This window comes from Embleya hyalina, from assembly GCF_003967355.1.
In the GTDB taxonomy this organism is placed as follows: domain Bacteria; phylum Actinomycetota; class Actinomycetes; order Streptomycetales; family Streptomycetaceae; genus Embleya; species Embleya hyalina.
This window is the reverse complement of the sequence record NZ_BIFH01000054.1, coordinates 1-16078: the sequence shown is the minus strand read 5'-3', so window position 1 is coordinate 16078 and position 16078 is coordinate 1. Positions and strand designations below refer to the sequence as shown.

Annotated in this window: 13 protein-coding genes; 2 read left to right on the top strand and 11 right to left on the bottom strand. The window is 71.2% G+C overall.

Going from position 1 to position 16078, the window contains the following annotated elements; genetic code table 11:
- Window positions 1–5: 5 nt before the first annotated feature.
- The 10 genes from mihF to pyrR all read right to left on the bottom strand — a co-directional run bounded on the left by mihF (window position 6) and on the right by pyrR (window position 11844).
- Entirely contained in the window at window positions 6–329 is a 324-nt protein-coding gene (gene mihF, locus EMA17_RS47455) for an integration host factor, actinobacterial type (RefSeq protein ID WP_026218483.1), read from the bottom strand.
- Between the two features lie 791 nt (window positions 330–1120).
- On the bottom strand, window positions 1121–1816 hold the full coding sequence (gene pyrF / locus EMA17_RS47450) for an orotidine-5'-phosphate decarboxylase (protein WP_126643446.1): 696 nt from the start codon (window positions 1814–1816) through the stop codon (window positions 1121–1123).
- Window positions 1817–1927: 111 nt separating this feature from the next.
- Window positions 1928–2965, bottom strand: a complete 1038-nt coding sequence (locus EMA17_RS47445; RefSeq protein ID WP_174861538.1) for a dihydroorotate dehydrogenase — start codon at window positions 2963–2965, stop codon at window positions 1928–1930.
- Complete coding sequence (locus tag EMA17_RS47440; protein ID WP_126643445.1) at window positions 2965–3816, bottom strand: dihydroorotate dehydrogenase electron transfer subunit; 852 nt, start codon at window positions 3814–3816, stop codon at window positions 2965–2967. Before EMA17_RS47440 ends, EMA17_RS47445 begins: the two co-directional genes overlap by 1 nt.
- Window positions 3817–3824: 8 nt before the next feature.
- Window positions 3825–7136 carry a carbamoyl-phosphate synthase large subunit gene (gene carB, locus EMA17_RS47435; RefSeq protein ID WP_126643444.1) on the bottom strand — a complete coding sequence of 1104 codons (3312 nt, stop codon included), beginning with the start codon at window positions 7134–7136 and terminating at the stop codon, window positions 3825–3827.
- Window positions 7129–8262, bottom strand: a complete 1134-nt coding sequence (gene carA / locus EMA17_RS47430; protein ID WP_126643506.1) for a glutamine-hydrolyzing carbamoyl-phosphate synthase small subunit — start codon at window positions 8260–8262, stop codon at window positions 7129–7131. Before carA ends, carB begins: the two co-directional genes overlap by 8 nt.
- A 5-nt stretch (window positions 8263–8267) precedes the next feature.
- Complete coding sequence (locus EMA17_RS47425; protein WP_126643443.1) at window positions 8268–8891, bottom strand: PH-like domain-containing protein; 624 nt, start codon at window positions 8889–8891, stop codon at window positions 8268–8270.
- Complete coding sequence (locus EMA17_RS47420; RefSeq protein ID WP_126643442.1) at window positions 8888–10174, bottom strand: dihydroorotase; 1287 nt, start codon at window positions 10172–10174, stop codon at window positions 8888–8890. The genes EMA17_RS47425 and EMA17_RS47420 overlap by 4 nt, the downstream gene beginning before the upstream one ends.
- A complete protein-coding gene (locus EMA17_RS47415; RefSeq protein ID WP_126643441.1) occupies window positions 10171–11205 on the bottom strand; it encodes an aspartate carbamoyltransferase catalytic subunit in 1035 nt (344 codons plus the stop codon). The genes EMA17_RS47420 and EMA17_RS47415 overlap by 4 nt, the downstream gene beginning before the upstream one ends.
- Before the next feature lie 3 nt (window positions 11206–11208).
- Window positions 11209–11844 (bottom strand): bifunctional pyr operon transcriptional regulator/uracil phosphoribosyltransferase PyrR, encoded by a 636-nt coding sequence (gene pyrR / locus EMA17_RS47410; protein ID WP_126643440.1) that lies wholly within the window; start codon window positions 11842–11844, stop codon window positions 11209–11211.
- A 386-nt stretch (window positions 11845–12230) separates the two neighbouring features.
- Between pyrR and bldD the strand changes: the two genes are divergently transcribed.
- On the top strand, window positions 12231–12734 hold the full coding sequence (gene bldD, locus EMA17_RS47405; RefSeq protein ID WP_126643439.1) for a transcriptional regulator BldD: 504 nt from the start codon (window positions 12231–12233) through the stop codon (window positions 12732–12734).
- Window positions 12735–12845: 111 nt separating this feature from the next.
- Here the strand turns inward: bldD and EMA17_RS47400 are convergent, their stop codons facing one another.
- Window positions 12846–13862, bottom strand: coding sequence for a LacI family DNA-binding transcriptional regulator (locus EMA17_RS47400; protein ID WP_126643438.1), 1017 nt, complete (start codon window positions 13860–13862; stop codon window positions 12846–12848).
- Window positions 13863–14271: 409 nt separating this feature from the next.
- Between EMA17_RS47400 and EMA17_RS47395 the strand changes: the two genes are divergently transcribed.
- Window positions 14272–15624, top strand: coding sequence for an MFS transporter (locus tag EMA17_RS47395; RefSeq protein ID WP_126643437.1), 1353 nt, complete (start codon window positions 14272–14274; stop codon window positions 15622–15624).
- Window positions 15625–16078 lie beyond the last annotated feature (454 nt).

Below are 16078 nucleotides of genomic sequence, written 5' to 3'. Positions count from 1 at the left end.
CCGCGTCAGGACGCGGAGCCACCGAATTCCCGTTCGAGTGCTGCGATCTGGTTCGTGCCGAGACCGCGGACGCGCCGGGTCTCGGAAATGTTCAGCTTCTCCATGAGCTGCTTGGCGCGCACCTTGCCGACGCCGGGGAGGGATTCCAGGAGGGCGGAGACCTTCATCTTGCCCACGACCGGATTGTCCTTGCCCTCCTTGATGACGTCGCTGAGCGAAGCACCGGAGTTCTTGAGCCGGTTCTTCACCTCGGCGCGCTCCCGCCGAGCCGCAGCGGCTTTGGCGAGCGCATCCGCGCGTTCTTCGGGGGTCAGGGGTGGGAGAGCCACGCCGTGTCACCTCGGACTTCGTTGCGATCCTCAAGGCCGCCCGGCTCGGACGGCCACCAACAAACAGTGGAACCTAGCTGGTCAGAGCGTCCGCGGCAACGCGCGACACTCCACCGGGCCGGCTCACGAGGGAGCCTAGTCGGCGAATCGGTCTGCGTCGCCCGAATCGATGGGAAAAGCCCGGCTACCTGCACCAAAACCCGAACCTGACGGAGCGTCGGACGAATTCGGGGCGGTCGGGGGGCACATCCGCGCCTCCGTACTCCCTCCCAACGCTCTTGCGCGACGGTGCCGTCCGACCGCTCGGCACGGAGGAAGCGAACCGACCCGGCCCGCACGAACGAGGCGGACCGACCCGGCCTGCGCGAACCGAGCGGGCGGCACGGCCGGCACGGAGGGCGCGCACCAACCCGGCCCACGCGGGACCGAACCGGGCGGCACGGCCGGCACGGAAGGAGCCCGTCGACACGATCGACGCGGAGGGAGTCGTCGGCACGGTCGGTGTGGAGGGCGGGAGCCGGTCGGCGCGAACCGGTGGGCGTCGATGTGGGGGTGCTCCGCGTCGACGCCGGCACGATCGGCCGCCACAGCCGCCCGGGACGGCCCTCGGGGCGCCCGGCGACCGCACTCGGCCCCCCGGAGCCCGGAGGGCCGGTCCGGCTCCACACGGCCGCCCCAGTGGCATCCGCGAGCCATCCCACGTTCGCGCCACGTCCACCGGGCGCCGGTAGTGGGCGGCGAGCGCGACAAGCGGGACGAACGGGGTCGGTCTCCGCCGCCCCCGCCACCCGCTATCGTGCGGCCAGCCCCGCCGCGATCGTGCGCGCCGCCTCGGCGACGTCCGCCGCGCCGGTGATCGGCCGCCCGATCACCAGCAGGTCCGCACCGTCCGCCAACGCCCGCTCCGGCGTGGCCACCCGACTCTGGTCGCCGAGCGCCGCCCCGGCCGGCCGTACGCCCGGAGTGATCAGCACGATGCCGGGCCCCACCTCGGCCCGCACCGCCGCCACCTCGCGGGGCGAGCACACGATCGCCCGGGCGCCCGCCGCGACCGCCAGTCCCGCCAGCCGCCGGGCCGCCTCGATCGAGGGACCGGCCAGCCCGACCGCGGCCAGGTCGGCCTCGGCCATCGAGGTCAGCACCGTCACCGCGACGATGTTCACCTCGGGCGCCGCGTCCGCCGCGGCCCGGATCATCGCCGTCCCGCCGCTCGCGTGCACCGTCAGGTAGGTCGGCGCCAACCGGGCCACCGAACGCACCGCGCCCGCCACCGTGTTCGGGATGTCGTGCAGCTTCAGGTCCAGGAACACGTCCCGGCCGCCGCTGGCCTCCCGGGCGCCCGAGACCGCGTCCGCGCCGTCCCGCAGGAAGACCTCCAGGCCGACCTTGACCGTGCTCACGTACGGGCCCGCGGCCTTGGCCCACGCGAGCGCGCGGTCCAGGTCCGGGGCGTCCAGGGCCACCGCCACGGGTGCGAGGTTGCTCATCGGAATCCCACTCTCCTCGACATCGAAAATTCGTCCGCCCACGGGCCCGGACACGGCGATGCCGGCACGAACCCCGTCCGTACCGGCATCGCCCTCACCCACGTCGCGCGCTCAGCGGTGCGCGTACCCGATCGCCGCCTCCAGCGATCCGAAACCGCGGGCGATCAGCGCCGCCCGCAATTCGTCCAGGATCCGCACCGGCGAGGACGGATCGTTGAAGATCACCGTGCCCACCGACACGGCCGCCGCGCCGGCCAGGACGAACTCCAGCGCGTCCAGGCCGGTCCGGATGCCGCCCATGCCGACGATCGGCACCTGCGCCATCTGCCCGTCCAGCATCGCCGCGTGCACCTGGTAGACGCAGCGCACCGCGACCGGCCGCACCGCCGGGCCGGAGAGCCCGCCGGTGATGCCCGCGAGCACCGGCTTCATCGTGTCCGGGTCGATCGCCATGCCCAGGAGCGTGTTGATCATCGACAGACCGTCGGCGCCCGCCTCGACACACGCCCGGGCGATGTCCACGATCGACGTCACGTCCGGCGAGAGCTTGGCGAGCACCGGCACCTGCGGGTCCGCCACGTCGCGGACCGCCCGGATCACGTCGTAGGACGTGGCCGGGTTGCAGGCGAACACCTGGCCGCGGTTGGCCACGTTCGGGCACGAGATGTTGGCCTCGATGCCGACCACGCCGGGCGCGCCCTTGAGCCGCTCGGCCAGCGCCACGAAGTCGTCCACGTGCCCGCCCGCGATGGACACGATCGTGCGCCCGCCGCGCGCCGCCAGCCAGGGCAGGTCGCGCTCGACGAAGGCGTCGATCCCGGGGCCCTGGAGGCCGATCGAGTTGAGCATCCCGGACGGCGTCTCGGCCATCCGCGGGGTGGCCCGACCCGAACGCGGGTACGGCATGATCGTCTTGGTGACCACCGCGCCGATCGCGGCCGGCTCGAAGAACTTGGCCAACTCCTTGCCGTACCCGGCGCAGCCCGAGGCCGTGGTCACCGGGTTCGGCAGCAGCGTGGAGCCGATCCGGGTGGCCAGGTCGATCCCGCCGCCCGGCAGCATGATCGTGGACGGCGGCGCGTCGTCGAAGTCGCCCGCGTCCTCGTTGTCGGCGAAATTGTCGGCGAAACCGCCGTAGCCGTCGGTCATCAGTGCGCTCCCATCGCCGCTGCGCCCTCGATGTCCGCCGGAATCGTGCCGGCGTCGTCCCAGCGCACCTTGGTGCCGTCGAAGCACGGGCCGTCCACACACGAGCGGACGAACCGGCTGACGCCGTCGTCGCCGACCACCGGGAGCACGCACGTCATGCATACCCCGACGCCGCACGCCATCGATTCCTCGACCGCGGTGAACACGCGGGCGTCGTGCGCGCTCGCCACCTCGGTGACCGCGCGCAGCATGCCCATCGGCCCGCACGCGTAGACGACGTCGGCCTCCACGGCGGTCAGCACCTCGGGCAGCGGCCCGGTGACGAAGCCGCGCACACCCTCCGAGCCGTCGTCGGTGGTGACCACCACGTCCTCGGTGATCGCCTGCGCCTGGTCCACGCCGTACAGCCGCTGCGCGGTCGCCGCGCCGAGCACGAAGGCGACCGAGCCGCCGTCGGCGACGATCCGCTCGGCGAGCGCGAACATCGGCGCGCTGCCGTAGCCGCCGGCCACCATCACCGCGCTGACCGGCTCGGCCGGCAGCGGGAACGGCGTGCCCAGCGGCGCGACCACATTCACGCTGTCGCCCACCCGCAGGCGGGCCAATTCGCGGGTGCCGCGCCCGGCCTCGGCGAAGACCACCTCGATGGTCTCGGCGGCCGGGTCGGCGCGGTGGATGGAGAACGCGCGGCGCAGCAACATCGCCGAGTCCACGCCGCCGATCGCCACGGCGACGAAGTGACCGGGTTCGACGCGGGCGGCGATCCCGGGGGCGCGCAGCACCAGGCGGTGGTACGCGCCCGCGGGTTCGCGGCCGACGATCTCCGCCTGCACCTGCAGGGGAAGTGCCATCGGTGTCGTCAGCCCTTTCGGTGGGACGTGATGTGGTCGGCGTGCTCCTGGAGCGAGCGGACCCCGATGTCGCCCGCGATCAGCGACTGGATGCCCTGGACCGCCGCGGCGAAGCCCTGCACCGTGGTGATGCTGGGGATGCCCCGGGTGACCGCGGCGGTGCGGATCTCGTAGCCGTCGAGTCGACCGCCCGTACCGAACGGGGTGTTGACGATCAGCTCGACGTCGCCGTCGTGGATCAGCTGCACGATGGTCCGCTCGCCGGCCGGGCCCGGGCCCTCGCTGTGCTTGCGCACCACGGTGGCGGGCACGCCGTTGCGGCGCAGCACCTCGGCGGTGCCCTCGGTGGCCAGGATCTCGAAGCCCATGTCGTGCATGGCCTTGACCGGGAACACCATCGAGCGCTTGTCGCGGTTCGCGAAGGACACGAACGCGCGGCCCCGCAGCGGCAGCGAACCGTACGCGCCGGCCTGGGACTTGGCGTAGGCGGTGCCGAACACCGCGTCGATGCCCATCACCTCGCCGGTGGAGCGCATCTCGGGGCTGAGCACGGTGTCCACGCCGCGGCCCTTGGTGTCGCGGAAGCGGTTCCAGGGCAGGACCGCCTCCTTGACCGCGATCGGCGCGTCCATCGGCAGCGTACCCCCGTCGCCCTCGGCCGGGAGCAGGCCCTCGGCGCGCAGTTCGGCGATCGTGGCGCCGAGCGAGACGCGCGCGGCGGCCTTGGCCAGCGGCACGGCCGTGGCCTTGGACACGAACGGCACGGTCCGCGAGGCGCGCGGGTTGGCCTCCAGGACGTAGAGGATGTCGCCGGAGAGCGCGAACTGGATGTTGATCAGGCCGCGGACCCCGACACCCCGCGCGATGCCCAGGGTGGCCGCGCGCAGTCGCTTTATGTCGTGTGCGCCCAGCGTGATCGGCGGCAGCGCGCAGGCCGAGTCGCCGGAGTGGATACCGGCCTCCTCGATGTGCTCCATCACGCCGCCGAGGTACAGGTCCTCGCCGTCGTAGAGCGCGTCCACGTCGATCTCGATGGCGTCGTCGAGGAAGCGGTCGACCAGGACCGGGTGCTCGCTGACCAGGCCGGCGTTCTGCTCCAGGTAGGTCGCCAGGGAGGGTTCGTCGTAGACGATCTCCATGCCGCGCCCGCCGAGCACGTACGAGGGGCGCACCAGCACCGGGTAGCCGATCTCGGCGGCGATGGCGCTGGCCTCGCCGAAGGAGAACGCGGTGCCGTGCTTGGGCGCGAGCAGTCCGGCCTCGGCCAGCACCCGGCCGAACGCGCCGCGCTCCTCGGCGAGGTGGATCGCCTCGGGCGAGGTGCCCACGATCGGCACGCCCGCGTCCTTGAGCTTTTGCGCCAGGCCCAGCGGGGTCTGCCCGCCGAGTTGGACGAGCACGCCCGCGACCGGCCCCGCCTGGGTCTCGGCGTACACGATCTCCAGCACGTCCTCCAGGGTGAGCGGCTCGAAGTAGAGCCGGTCGGAGGTGTCGTAGTCGGTGGAGACGGTCTCCGGGTTGCAGTTGACCATCACGGTCTCATAGCCCGCGTCGTGCAGCGCGAAGGCGGCGTGCACGCACGAGTAGTCGAACTCGATGCCCTGCCCGATGCGGTTGGGCCCGGAGCCCAGGATGATCACGGCGGGCTTCGTGCGCGGCGCGACCTCGGTCTCCTCGTCGTAGGACGAGTAGTGGTACGGGGTGCGTGCGGCGAACTCGGCGGCGCAGGTGTCCACGGTCTTGTACACCGGCCGCACGCCGAGCGCCTGGCGCACCTCGCGCACGACCTCCTCGCGCATCCCGCGGATCGCCGCGATCTGCCCGTCGGACAGGCCGTGCCGCTTGGCCAGGCGCAGCACCTCGGGGGTGAGCTCGGCCTCGTCGCGGACCTCGCCGGCGATCTCGTGGATGAGGTACATCTGGTCCAGGAACCACGGGTCGATCCGGGTCGCCTCGAACAGCTCCTCGGGCGTGGCGCCGGCCCGGATGGCGTCCATGACCACGTTGATCCGGCCGTCGGTGGGCTTCTCGGCGGCGATCAGCAGCTCGTCCTTGGCGCCCGGTTCGGACACGAAGTCGAACCGGGAGTCCTTCTTCTCCAGCGAGCGCAGCGCCTTGTTCAGCGCCTCGGTGAAGTTGCGGCCGATGGCCATCGCCTCGCCGACCGACTTCATGGTCGTGGTCAGGCGGTCGTCGGCGGCCGGGAACTTCTCGAAGGCGAAGCGCGGGACCTTGACCACGACGTAGTCGAGCGTGGGCTCGAAGCTGGCCGGGGTCTCCTTGGTGATGTCGTTGGGGATCTCGTCGAGCGTGTAGCCGATGGCGAGGCGGGCGGCGATCTTGGCGATCGGGAAGCCGGTCGCCTTGGAGGCCAGCGCCGAGGAGCGGGAGACGCGCGGGTTCATCTCGATCACGATCACCCGGCCGTCGTCCGGGTTGACCGCGAACTGGATGTTGCAGCCGCCGGTGTCCACGCCGACCTCGCGGATGACCGCGATGCCGATGTCGCGCAGGTTCTGGTACTCGCGGTCGGTCAGCGTCATCGCGGGCGCCACGGTGATCGAGTCGCCGGTGTGCACGCCCATCGGGTCGAAGTTCTCGATGGAGCAGACGACCACGACGTTGTCGTGCTTGTCGCGCATCAGCTCCAGCTCGTACTCCTTCCAGCCGAGGATGGACTCCTCCAGGAGCACCTCGGTGGTGGGCGACAGGGTCAGGCCCTGGCCGGCGATCCGGCGCAGGTCGTCCTCGTCGTGCGCGAAGCCGGAGCCGGCGCCGCCCATGGTGAAGGAGGGGCGCACCACGACGGGGTAGCCGCCGAGGGTGTCGACACCGGCGAGTACGTCCTCCATCGAGTGGCAGATCACCGAGCGGGCCGACTCGCCGTGTCCGATCTTCTCCCGCACCCGCTCGACCACGCCCTTGAACAGGTCGCGGTCCTCGCCCTTTTGGATCGAGTCGAGGTTGGCGCCGATCAGTTCGACGTTGTACTTCTCCAGCACGCCGTTCTCGCTGAGCGAGACCGCGATGTTGAGCGCGGTCTGGCCGCCGAGGGTGGGCAGCAGCGCGTCGGGGCGCTCCTTGGCGATGATCTTCTCGACGAACTCGGGGGTGATCGGCTCGACGTAGGTCGCGTCGGCGATCTCCGGGTCGGTCATGATCGTGGCCGGGTTGGAGTTGACCAGGATCACCCGCAGGCCCTCGGCCTTGAGGATGCGGCACGCCTGGGTGCCGGAGTAGTCGAACTCGGCGGCCTGGCCGATGACGATCGGGCCCGAGCCGACGACCAGGACGGACTTGAGGTCGTTGCGCTTAGGCACTCTTGGTCTCCATCAGCGTGACGAAACGGTCGAACAGGTAGGCGGAGTCGTGCGGTCCGGCCGCCGCCTCCGGGTGGTACTGCACGCTGAACGCGGGCCGGTCGAGCAGCCGCAGACCCTCGACCACGTCGTCGTTGAGGCACACGTGGCTGACCTCGGCGCGCCCGTAGGGGGTGTCCGAGACGGCGTCCAGCGGCGCGTCCACGGCGAAGCCGTGGTTGTGCGCGGTGATCTCGACCTTGCCGGTCGTGCGGTCCTGCACGGGCTGGTTGATGCCGCGGTGGCCGTACTTGAGCTTGTAGGTGCCGAAGCCGAGCGCGCGTCCGAACAGCTGGTTGCCGAAGCAGATCCCGAAGAACGGGGTGCCCTGGTCCAGCACGGCGCGCAGCAGCTCGATCTGGTGGGTCGCGGTGGCCGGGTCGCCGGGGCCGTTGGAGAAGAACACCCCGTCGGGGGCGACGGCGTTGACCTCCTCCAGCGTGGCGGTCGCGGGCAGCACGTGCACCTCGATGCCGCGCTCGGCCATCCGGTGCGGGGTCATGCCCTTGATGCCCAGGTCGAGCGCGGCGACGGTGAAGCGCTTGGCGCCGATCGCGGGGACCACGTAGGCGGCGTCGGTGCTGACCTGTTCGGCGAGGTCGGCGCCGGCCATCTCGGGGCTGGTGCGCACCCGTTCGAGCAGCGCGGCCTCGTCGGCGTGCGCGGCGTCGCCGGAGAAGATGCCGACCCGCATCGCGCCGCGCTCGCGCAGGTGGCGGGTCAGCGCGCGGGTGTCGACACCGCTGATGCCGACCACGCCGTAGCGCACCAGTTCGTCGTCGAGCGAGCGGCGCGAGCGGTGGTTGGAGGGCACCCGGGCGGGGTCGCGGACGACGTAGCCGGAGACCTGGATGCGGGACGACTCGGGGTCCTCGTCGTTGACGCCGGTGTTGCCGACGTGCGGGGCGGTCATCACCACGACCTGGCGGTGGTACGAGGGGTCGGTCAGGGTCTCCTGGTAGCCCGACATGCCGGTGGAGAACACCGCCTCGCCGAACGTCTCCCCCACCGCGCCGTAGGCGCTGCCGCGGAATGTGCGTCCGTCCTCGAGGACGAGCACCGCAGGCGTCGTGGCCCGTCCGGTCATTGCGGTCACGTGACCGATCCTTCCTGGTGGTTCATTACAGCCGCGCCGGCGGTCGCCGGCGGATCCCCGGCGATCAGCCGGGTGATGGTCTCGATCCACACGTCGTGGTCGTCGGGGTGGTCGCCGCGAAAACCCGAGTCGAGCGTGGTGTCGCCGTGCGTCCAGGTGATCACCAGCAGGCCGCCCTCGGGCAGCACCTTCCCGGCGATGCCCTTCTCGTGCCGTACACCGGTGAGCGCGGCGGCGGGGACGAAGAAGTCGGTCGCGGCGGGTCGCTCGACCACCAGGCCGTCGGCGCGCAGGGTCAGCTCGACCGGGCTGCGGGTGCCCAGGCCGTGCGCGACCACCCGGTCCAGCCAGTCGCCGGCCGTGGTGCTGCCGAAGTAGCGGCCGACCAGCGGCGGCAGCAGCGGCGCGGCGCCGGACTCGGGCGCGGTGTGCGGCTCGGGCAGCGCGGCCTGGCGTTGACCGCGCTTCTTCCAGGCGCGCCACATCAGCAGGTAGACGCCGAGTACGAAGACGAGGCAGATGCCGATCCAGAGGATGCGACCGCCCCAGTCCGTCACCTCCGCCGACTTGCGGTCGGCGGCGAGCAGCAGCAGGTCGTGGTGGGCGTTGCCTGAGGTCACGCGAGCTTCCCGTCGATCACCGTGGGTACGCCGCGCAGGAACGTGGCGACCACCCTGCCGGGCAGGACCAGACCGGCGTAGGGGGTGTTACGGCTGCGCGAGGCGAGTTCGGACGGTTCGACCGTACGCCGTGCGCCCGGGTCGACCAGCACCAGGTTGGCGGGCTCGCCGACGGCGATCGGGCGGCCGTGTCCGTCGAGCCGGCCGATGTCGGCGGGGCGGGTGGACATGCGGTCGGCCACGCCCGCCCAGTCGAGCAGGCCGGTGTCGACCATGGTCTCCTGCACGATCGACAGCGCCGTCTCCAGGCCGAGCATGCCCATCGCGGCGACCGCCCACTCGCAGTCCTTGTCCTCGCCGGGGTGCGGGGCGTGGTCGGTGGCGACCGCGTCGATCGTGCCGTCGGCGAGGGCCTCGCGCAGCGCGGCGACGTCGGCGGCGGTGCGCAGCGGCGGGTTGACCTTGTAGACCGGGTCGTAGCTGCGCACGAGTTCGTCGGTGAGCAGCAGGTGGTGGGGGGTGACCTCGGCGGTGACGTTCCAGCCCTTGGACTTGGCCCAGCGCAGGATCTCCACGGAACCGGCGGTGGAGACGTGGCACACGTGCAGGCGCGAGCCGACGTGCGCGGTGAGCAGCACGTCGCGGGCGATGATCGACTCCTCGGCGACGGCGGGCCAGCCGCGCAGGCCCAGTTCGCCGGAGACGGTGCCCTCGTTCATCTGGGCGCCCTCGGTCAGCCGGGGCTCCTGCGCGTGCTGGGCGACCACGCCGTCGAACGCCTTCACGTACTCCAGCGCGCGGCGCATGATGACCGCGTCGTCGACGCACTTGCCGTCGTCGGAGAACACCCGCACGCGGGCGGCGGAGTCGGCCATCGCGCCGAGTTCGGCCAGGCGCTTGCCCGCCAGGCCGACGGTGACCGCGCCGACCGGGTGCACGTCGCAACGACCGCTCTCCTGGCCGAGCCGCCAGACCTGCTCGACGGTGCCGGCGGTGTCCGCGACGGGGTCGGTGTTGGCCATCGCGTGCACCGCGGTGAAGCCGCCGAGGGCCGCGGCGTTCGCGCCGGTGGCCACCGTCTCGGCGTCCTCGCGACCGGGCTCGCGCAGGTGGGTGTGCAGGTCGACCAGGCCCGGCAGGAGGATCTGCCCGGCGGCTTCGACGACGGTGGCGTCCTCGGCGGCGAGGCCGGCGCCGATCCCGGCGATCAGGCCGTCGCGGATGAGCACGTCCTGCGCGTCGCCGCCGAGGATCCTGGCGTCCTTGATCAGGTAGGTGCTCACTGGGCGATCTCCTCGGTGCCGGTGCGGCCGTTCGACGCGGTCGCCGCGCCGGGGGTGCTGGGGGTGTTCGCGGTGACGCCGCCGGGGGTGCTCTGGGCCGGTTCGTTGCCGCCCAGGAGCAGGTACAGGACCGCCATGCGCACGCTGACGCCGTTGGTGACCTGCTCGACGATGGTCGAGCGGGTCGAGTCGGCGACGTCGGCGGCGATCTCCATGCCGCGGTTCATCGGGCCGGGGTGCATCACGATGGCGTGCTCGGGGAGCATCGCCATGCGGCGCAGGTCCAGGCCGTAGCGGCGGGAGTATTCGCGCTCGGTGGGGAAGAACGCGGCGTTCATCCGCTCGCGTTGCACGCGCAGCATCATCACCGCGTCGGACTTGGGCAGCGGCGCGTCCAGGTCGTAGGACACCGTGCAGGGCCAGGTCTCCACGCCGATCGGGAGCAGCGTGGGCGGCGCGACGAGGGTGACCTCGGCGCCGAGGGTGGCGAGCAGGAGCACGTTGGAGCGGGCCACGCGGCTGTGCAGGACGTCGCCCACGAGGGTGATCCGGCGGCCTTCGAGGTCGCCCCGGCCGCCGGCCAGCCTGCGGCGCATGGTGAACGCGTCGAGCAGGGCCTGGGTGGGGTGCTCGTGGGTGCCGTCGCCGGCGTTGACCACCGAGCCGCGCAGCCAGCCGGAGCCGGCCAGGCGGTGCGGCGCGCCGGAGGCGTGGTGGCGGATGACCACCGCGTCGGCGCCCATCGCCTGCAGGGTCAGCGCGGTGTCCTTGAGCGATTCGCCCTTGGAGACCGAGGAGCCCTTGGCGGAGAAGTTGATCACGTCGGCGGACAGCCGTTTGGCGGCGGCCTCGAAGGAGATCCGGGTGCGGGTGGAGTCCTCGAAGAACAGGTTGACCACGGTGCGGCCGCGCAGCGTCGGCAGCTTCTTGATCGGCCGCTCGGCGATGTGCGCGAGTTCTTCGGCCGTGTCGAGGATCAGGATGGCGTCGTCGCGGGTGAGGTCCGCGGCCGAGATCAGGTGGCGCTTCACTGGCTACTTCTCCGCGTCGGTGTGGGCGGCGGGGTCGGCCGCGCGGGTGCCGAGCAGGACCGCGTCGCGGCCGTCGTACTCGGCGAGGTGGACCTTGACGGTCTCGCGCTGCGACGTGGGCAGGTTCTTGCCCACATAGTCGGCGCGGATCGGGAGTTCGCGGTGGCCGCGGTCGACCAGGACGGCCAGTTGCACCGCGCGCGGGCGGCCGATGTCGTTGAGGGCGTCGAGCGCGGCGCGGATGGTGCGGCCGGAGTAGAGCACGTCGTCGACCAGGACCACGAGCTTGCCGTCGATGCCCTCGGCGGGGATCTCGGTGCGCTCCAGCGCGCGGGCCGGGCCCAGGCGCAGGTCGTCGCGGTACATGGTGATGTCGAGTGCGCCGACGGGGACCTTGGCGCCGTCCTCGATGGAGGCGAGTCGTTCGCCGAGCCGGCGGGCCAGGGCCACGCCGCGGGTCGGGATGCCCAGGAGCACCACGTCGTCGGCGCCCTTGGCGCGTTCGACGATCTCGTGGGCGATGCGGGTCAGTGCCCGGTTGATGTCGGAGGGATCCAGGACCGCACGGGCGGTGGCCGGGTCGAGGTCCTTCGGACGGGCGGCCGACGTGCCGCCAGAGGTGTTGCGGGGTGCTGTCATGGAAAACAGACCTCCTTCCCCGTCTCACAGGACGGGCTTTAAAGGACGCCGGGGTACGTCCCTCACAGTATCAGCCACCATCATCAGTCTTTCGGCCGCCCGGACCGGCGGATCGAGCCGGGGCATATGCCGTGGAAGCTCGCGTAAAGGTGCCTCTCACCTGCATGAATCCGGCTTTGTAGGCCGTTCGGCTTGACGGACGCAAATTACTCTGCGTAACCTCACAATGAGTCACCACCGGGCCAAACGCGACAGTCGCGACGTGCCGAACCTCGCAGCTTCGGGGAGAGTTCGAGGTACAGAAAGCCGGCCCGGAGGTAGCCACCCCATCGGTTCGGCCAACCACCGGTGGACCTTCACGGTCAGTCACCTGTTTTGGGAGCGAGATGTCCAGCGACTACGCCAAGCAGCTCGGGGCGAAGCTCCGCGCGATCCGGACCCAGCAGGGCCTGTCCCTGCACGGCGTCGAGGAGAAGTCCCAGGGCCGCTGGAAGGCCGTCGTCGTCGGTTCGTACGAACGCGGCGACCGTGCGGTAACCGTGCAGCGCCTCGCCGAGCTCGCCGACTTCTACGGCGTCCCGGTGCAGGAGCTGCTGCCCGGCGGCACTCCGAACGGCGCCGCCGAGCCGCCGCCGCGCCTGGTGCTCGACCTGGAGCGGCTGCAGACGGTCCCGTCGGACCAGGCCGGCCCGCTGCAGCGCTACGCGGCGACCATCCAGAGCCAGCGCGGCGACTACAACGGCAAGGTGTTGTCGATCCGCCAGGACGACCTGCGCACCCTGGCCGTGATCTACGACCAGTCGCCGAGCGTGCTGACCGAGCAGCTGATCGGGTGGGGCGTGCTCAACCCGGAGGCGCGTCGGGCCGTGGAGCACCAGAGCAACGCGTGACGGCGTGACGGCGGAGCGTGACTTCGCCGAGACGGAAAACCTTGCGGGAACCCGAAGGGTCCCGGAGCCGATCGGCTCCGGGACCCTTCACCTTATGTACGCTCGGCGGCCTCAGCCGGATTCGCGGACCACCACGCGCGGGTGCACGACCATGCGCCCGCCGGGCCGGTAGTCGCGACCCCGGATCAGCGTGGTGATCGCGTCCGAGGCGCCGGAGCCCATCGTCCGGGTGTGCATCGAGACGCTGGTCAGCCGCGGCCAGACCAGGTCGCAGAACGGCAGGTCGTCGGCGCCGACCACGGCCATGTCGTCGGGCACCGACCAGCCGCACTCGCGCAGCGCCGAGATGATCATCAGGGCGAAGTCGTCGTTGCCGGCGAAGACCGCGGTGGGCGGCTCGCTCTCGCGCTGCCATTGGCGCACGATCGCCAGCACGTCCTCGCGCACGTAGCCCACGTCCACCCGGCGCAGCGACACACCCGCGTCCTCGGCGGCGGCCTGGGCGCCCGCCCAGCGCTCCTCGCCGAGGAAGGCCAACGGCCCGGACGGGACCAGGCAGGCCAGCCGGCGGTGGCCGCGGTCGATGAGGTGGCGCACCGCGACGCGGCCGGTGTCGCGGTTGTCGAAGATCGCGGTGGGCACGTCCGGGTGCTCCTCGCGCCCCCACGCGAAGATCGCCCGCACCCCCGCCCGCTTGAGTACGTCGACCGCGCCTCCGGTGAGCCGATTCGATTCCGCCATCACCGCGAGCGGGCGCAGCGCGGCCCACTGGCGGGCCGCGTCCGCGCCGCGCGAGGTGCGGTCGGCGTGGATGAGCAGGCTCAACTCGTGCCGGTTCAGCGCCTCGGTGAGTTCGTCGATGAACGCCTCGAGGAGTTGGCCCATGGGTTGCAGCGGCAGCGGGAAGAGCACCACGTCGCTGTTGCCCGAGCGCAGTGATCGGGCGGGCGCGCTGGGCGCGTAGCCCAGTTCGCGCACGGCGAGCATCACCCGCTCCCGGGTCTGCGCGCTGACCCGGACCCCGGGCGGCGAGTTGAGCACGTAGCTCACGGTGGACCTGGAGACGCCGGCGAGTCGGGCGACGTCCGAACTGGTGGGGGGCTTGGCCCCCGCCTCCGGCACGCTCATCCGCGACCCCCCGGGCGGCAAGTGACCGACTTCGTGCTCGTCATCTCGACGACACCCCCTACCGCACCCGCGCGCGGGGCCGGCCCGCGCGCAACCGATGACCACCGGATCACGGGGACGCGCGATCCGTTACCGCTTGGTTAGCCGGCACAACCTTGGCCGTAATCGCTCGAATGCGCTACTGACACGTGTCGGTCGTTACAAGATCACTCGCAGTGACGATTCGCTGCGCAGCGCACTTCGTTCAAGCCTTGAACGATCAAATCGTTATCCAGTCGGGCTGATTTCACGTTGTGGACCCATTCCCCTGCTTATTCGTGTCACCTAGGCTCCGGTCCCAACACCACGTCAAACGATTCGGGACCTCCGTGCAGGGAGGGTTTCGAATCCCCTCCATCGGACGGTCCACATGAGTTCGACCACCACAGAGGAGCCCGGCTCCTCGTCGCCGGCACCGGTGTCCGTCGCGGACCCCGAGAACACCGGGTACAAGGTCGCTCCGCTCTACGCGACGTTGCCCGTCGCCAACATCGCGCTCTACATGCTGTGGCTGGGCGTGGGGGTGTACCTGCTCCCGATCCAGGTCATCCACATCAAGGGCGTGCCCGACCAGGAAGCGCTGAAGTGGCCGATCTTCTGGGGCGCGCTGTTCGCCACGGTCGGCAATCCGCTGTTCGGCAAACTCTCCGACATCACCCGCTCGCGATTCGGCCGGCGCTCGCCCTTCATCCTGTTCTGCGCGCTCGTCGGCGCCGCCGCGCTGTGCTTCCAGGCCAACGCGAACTCGATCGCGGTGGTGGGGCTGACCTGGGGCCTCATCCAGTTCGTCATGAACGGCTACCAGGCCGCGGTGACCGCGGTCATGCCGGACCGGGTGCCGGCGAGCAAGTACGGCCGGTTCTCCGCGATGATCGGCCTCGGCATCCCCGTGGGCACGATCGTGGCCTCGCTGCTGCTGGCCGGCGTCGACCTGAGCATGATCGGGATCGACGCGCGGATCGGCGGCTTCGACGGCCGGTTCGCCGACCCGTCCGACGGCGGGGCCAAGGGCTTCTACCTGATCGCCGCGATCCTGGTGGCCGCCGCGCTGATCTTCGTGATCGTCAGCCCCGACCGCTCCACCAAGGACCTGGCGCGCGAGCCGTTCGCGTTCGTCGCCTTCGTCAAGGGGTTCTGGGTCTCGCCGCGGGAGCACGCCGACTTCTTCATCGCCCTGCTCTCGCGCCTGGGCGTGATGCTCGGGTACATGGTGGTGCTGCAGTTCAACTTCTTCATCCTGCTGATGTACGTGAAGATCCCGCAGGGCGAGGTCGTCTCCAAGCTGGGCACCCTGACGGTGATCAACGCGGTGGTGACCATCGTCGCGGCGGTGGTGATCGGCCCGATCGTGGACCGCGTCGGCCGCGTCAAGCCGTTCGTGATCGCCTCCGGCGCCGGCGCGGCCCTGTCCCTGGCGATCCCGATGATCTGGGCCACCGAGGACGGCATGATCGCCTTCCAGGTCGCCAACGGCCTGTTCTTCGGCATGTACATGGCCGTCGACATGGCCCTGATCACCCAGGTACTCCCCCGCCCCCAGGACGTCGGCAAGGACATGGGCCTGATCAACATAGCCAACGCCGGCCCCCAGATCGCCGCCCCGTTCCTGGCCCCCTTCCTGGTCGACGACCTGGACTTCGGCTACAAGGGCCTGTTCGCCTTCGCCGCCGCCATCTCGCTCCTGGGGGCCTTGCTGGCCCTGCTGGTCAAACGCGTGCGGTAGCGGCGGTAGCCGGCGGGTACGCGGCGAGCCCGATCGCCCCGGGCAACCCGCACCCGTCGACCCCGAACCCCGCCACGTCGAGAAGACACCCACGCGCAGCGACGGGCATGGCGTGGAGCGGAGGTCGGATTCGCGGGATCAGAGCCGACCCGGGGCGGAACCGCAGCAACACACCCGACCCGAACCGGAACCGCAACAACACACCCGACCCGAACCGGAACCGCAGCAACACACCCGACCCGAACCGGAACCGCAGCAACACACCCGACCCGAACCGGAACCGCAGCAACACACCCGACCGAAATCGTGTCGGCGGCGTTGCTTCTTGTTGGGCGCTCCGCGCCGGCTCGCGAGGCACCACTTTTCTGCTCCCCCGCTTCGCTCCTCCGCAGAAAAGCGGCCCCTCGCTCGGGGCCGGCTGTCCCTCCGCTTCGCTCCGGGCCATCCGACCCAC

Coding starts and splice junctions, on each gene's coding strand:
- pyrF (WP_126643446.1), bottom strand. CDS start 1,816: ATGAGCAACCTCGCACCCGTGGCGGTGGCCCTGGACGCCCCGGACCTG.
- EMA17_RS47445 (WP_174861538.1), bottom strand. CDS start 2,965: ATGACCGACGGCTACGGCGGTTTCGCCGACAATTTCGCCGACAACGAG.
- EMA17_RS47440 (WP_126643445.1), bottom strand. CDS start 3,816: ATGGCACTTCCCCTGCAGGTGCAGGCGGAGATCGTCGGCCGCGAACCC.
- carA (WP_126643506.1), bottom strand. CDS start 8,262: ATGACCGGACGGGCCACGACGCCTGCGGTGCTCGTCCTCGAGGACGGA.
- pyrR (WP_126643440.1), bottom strand. CDS start 11,844: ATGACAGCACCCCGCAACACCTCTGGCGGCACGTCGGCCGCCCGTCCG.
- bldD (WP_126643439.1), top strand. CDS start 12,231: ATGTCCAGCGACTACGCCAAGCAGCTCGGGGCGAAGCTCCGCGCGATC.
- EMA17_RS47400 (WP_126643438.1), bottom strand. CDS start 13,862: ATGAGCGTGCCGGAGGCGGGGGCCAAGCCCCCCACCAGTTCGGACGTC.
- EMA17_RS47395 (WP_126643437.1), top strand. CDS start 14,272: ATGAGTTCGACCACCACAGAGGAGCCCGGCTCCTCGTCGCCGGCACCG.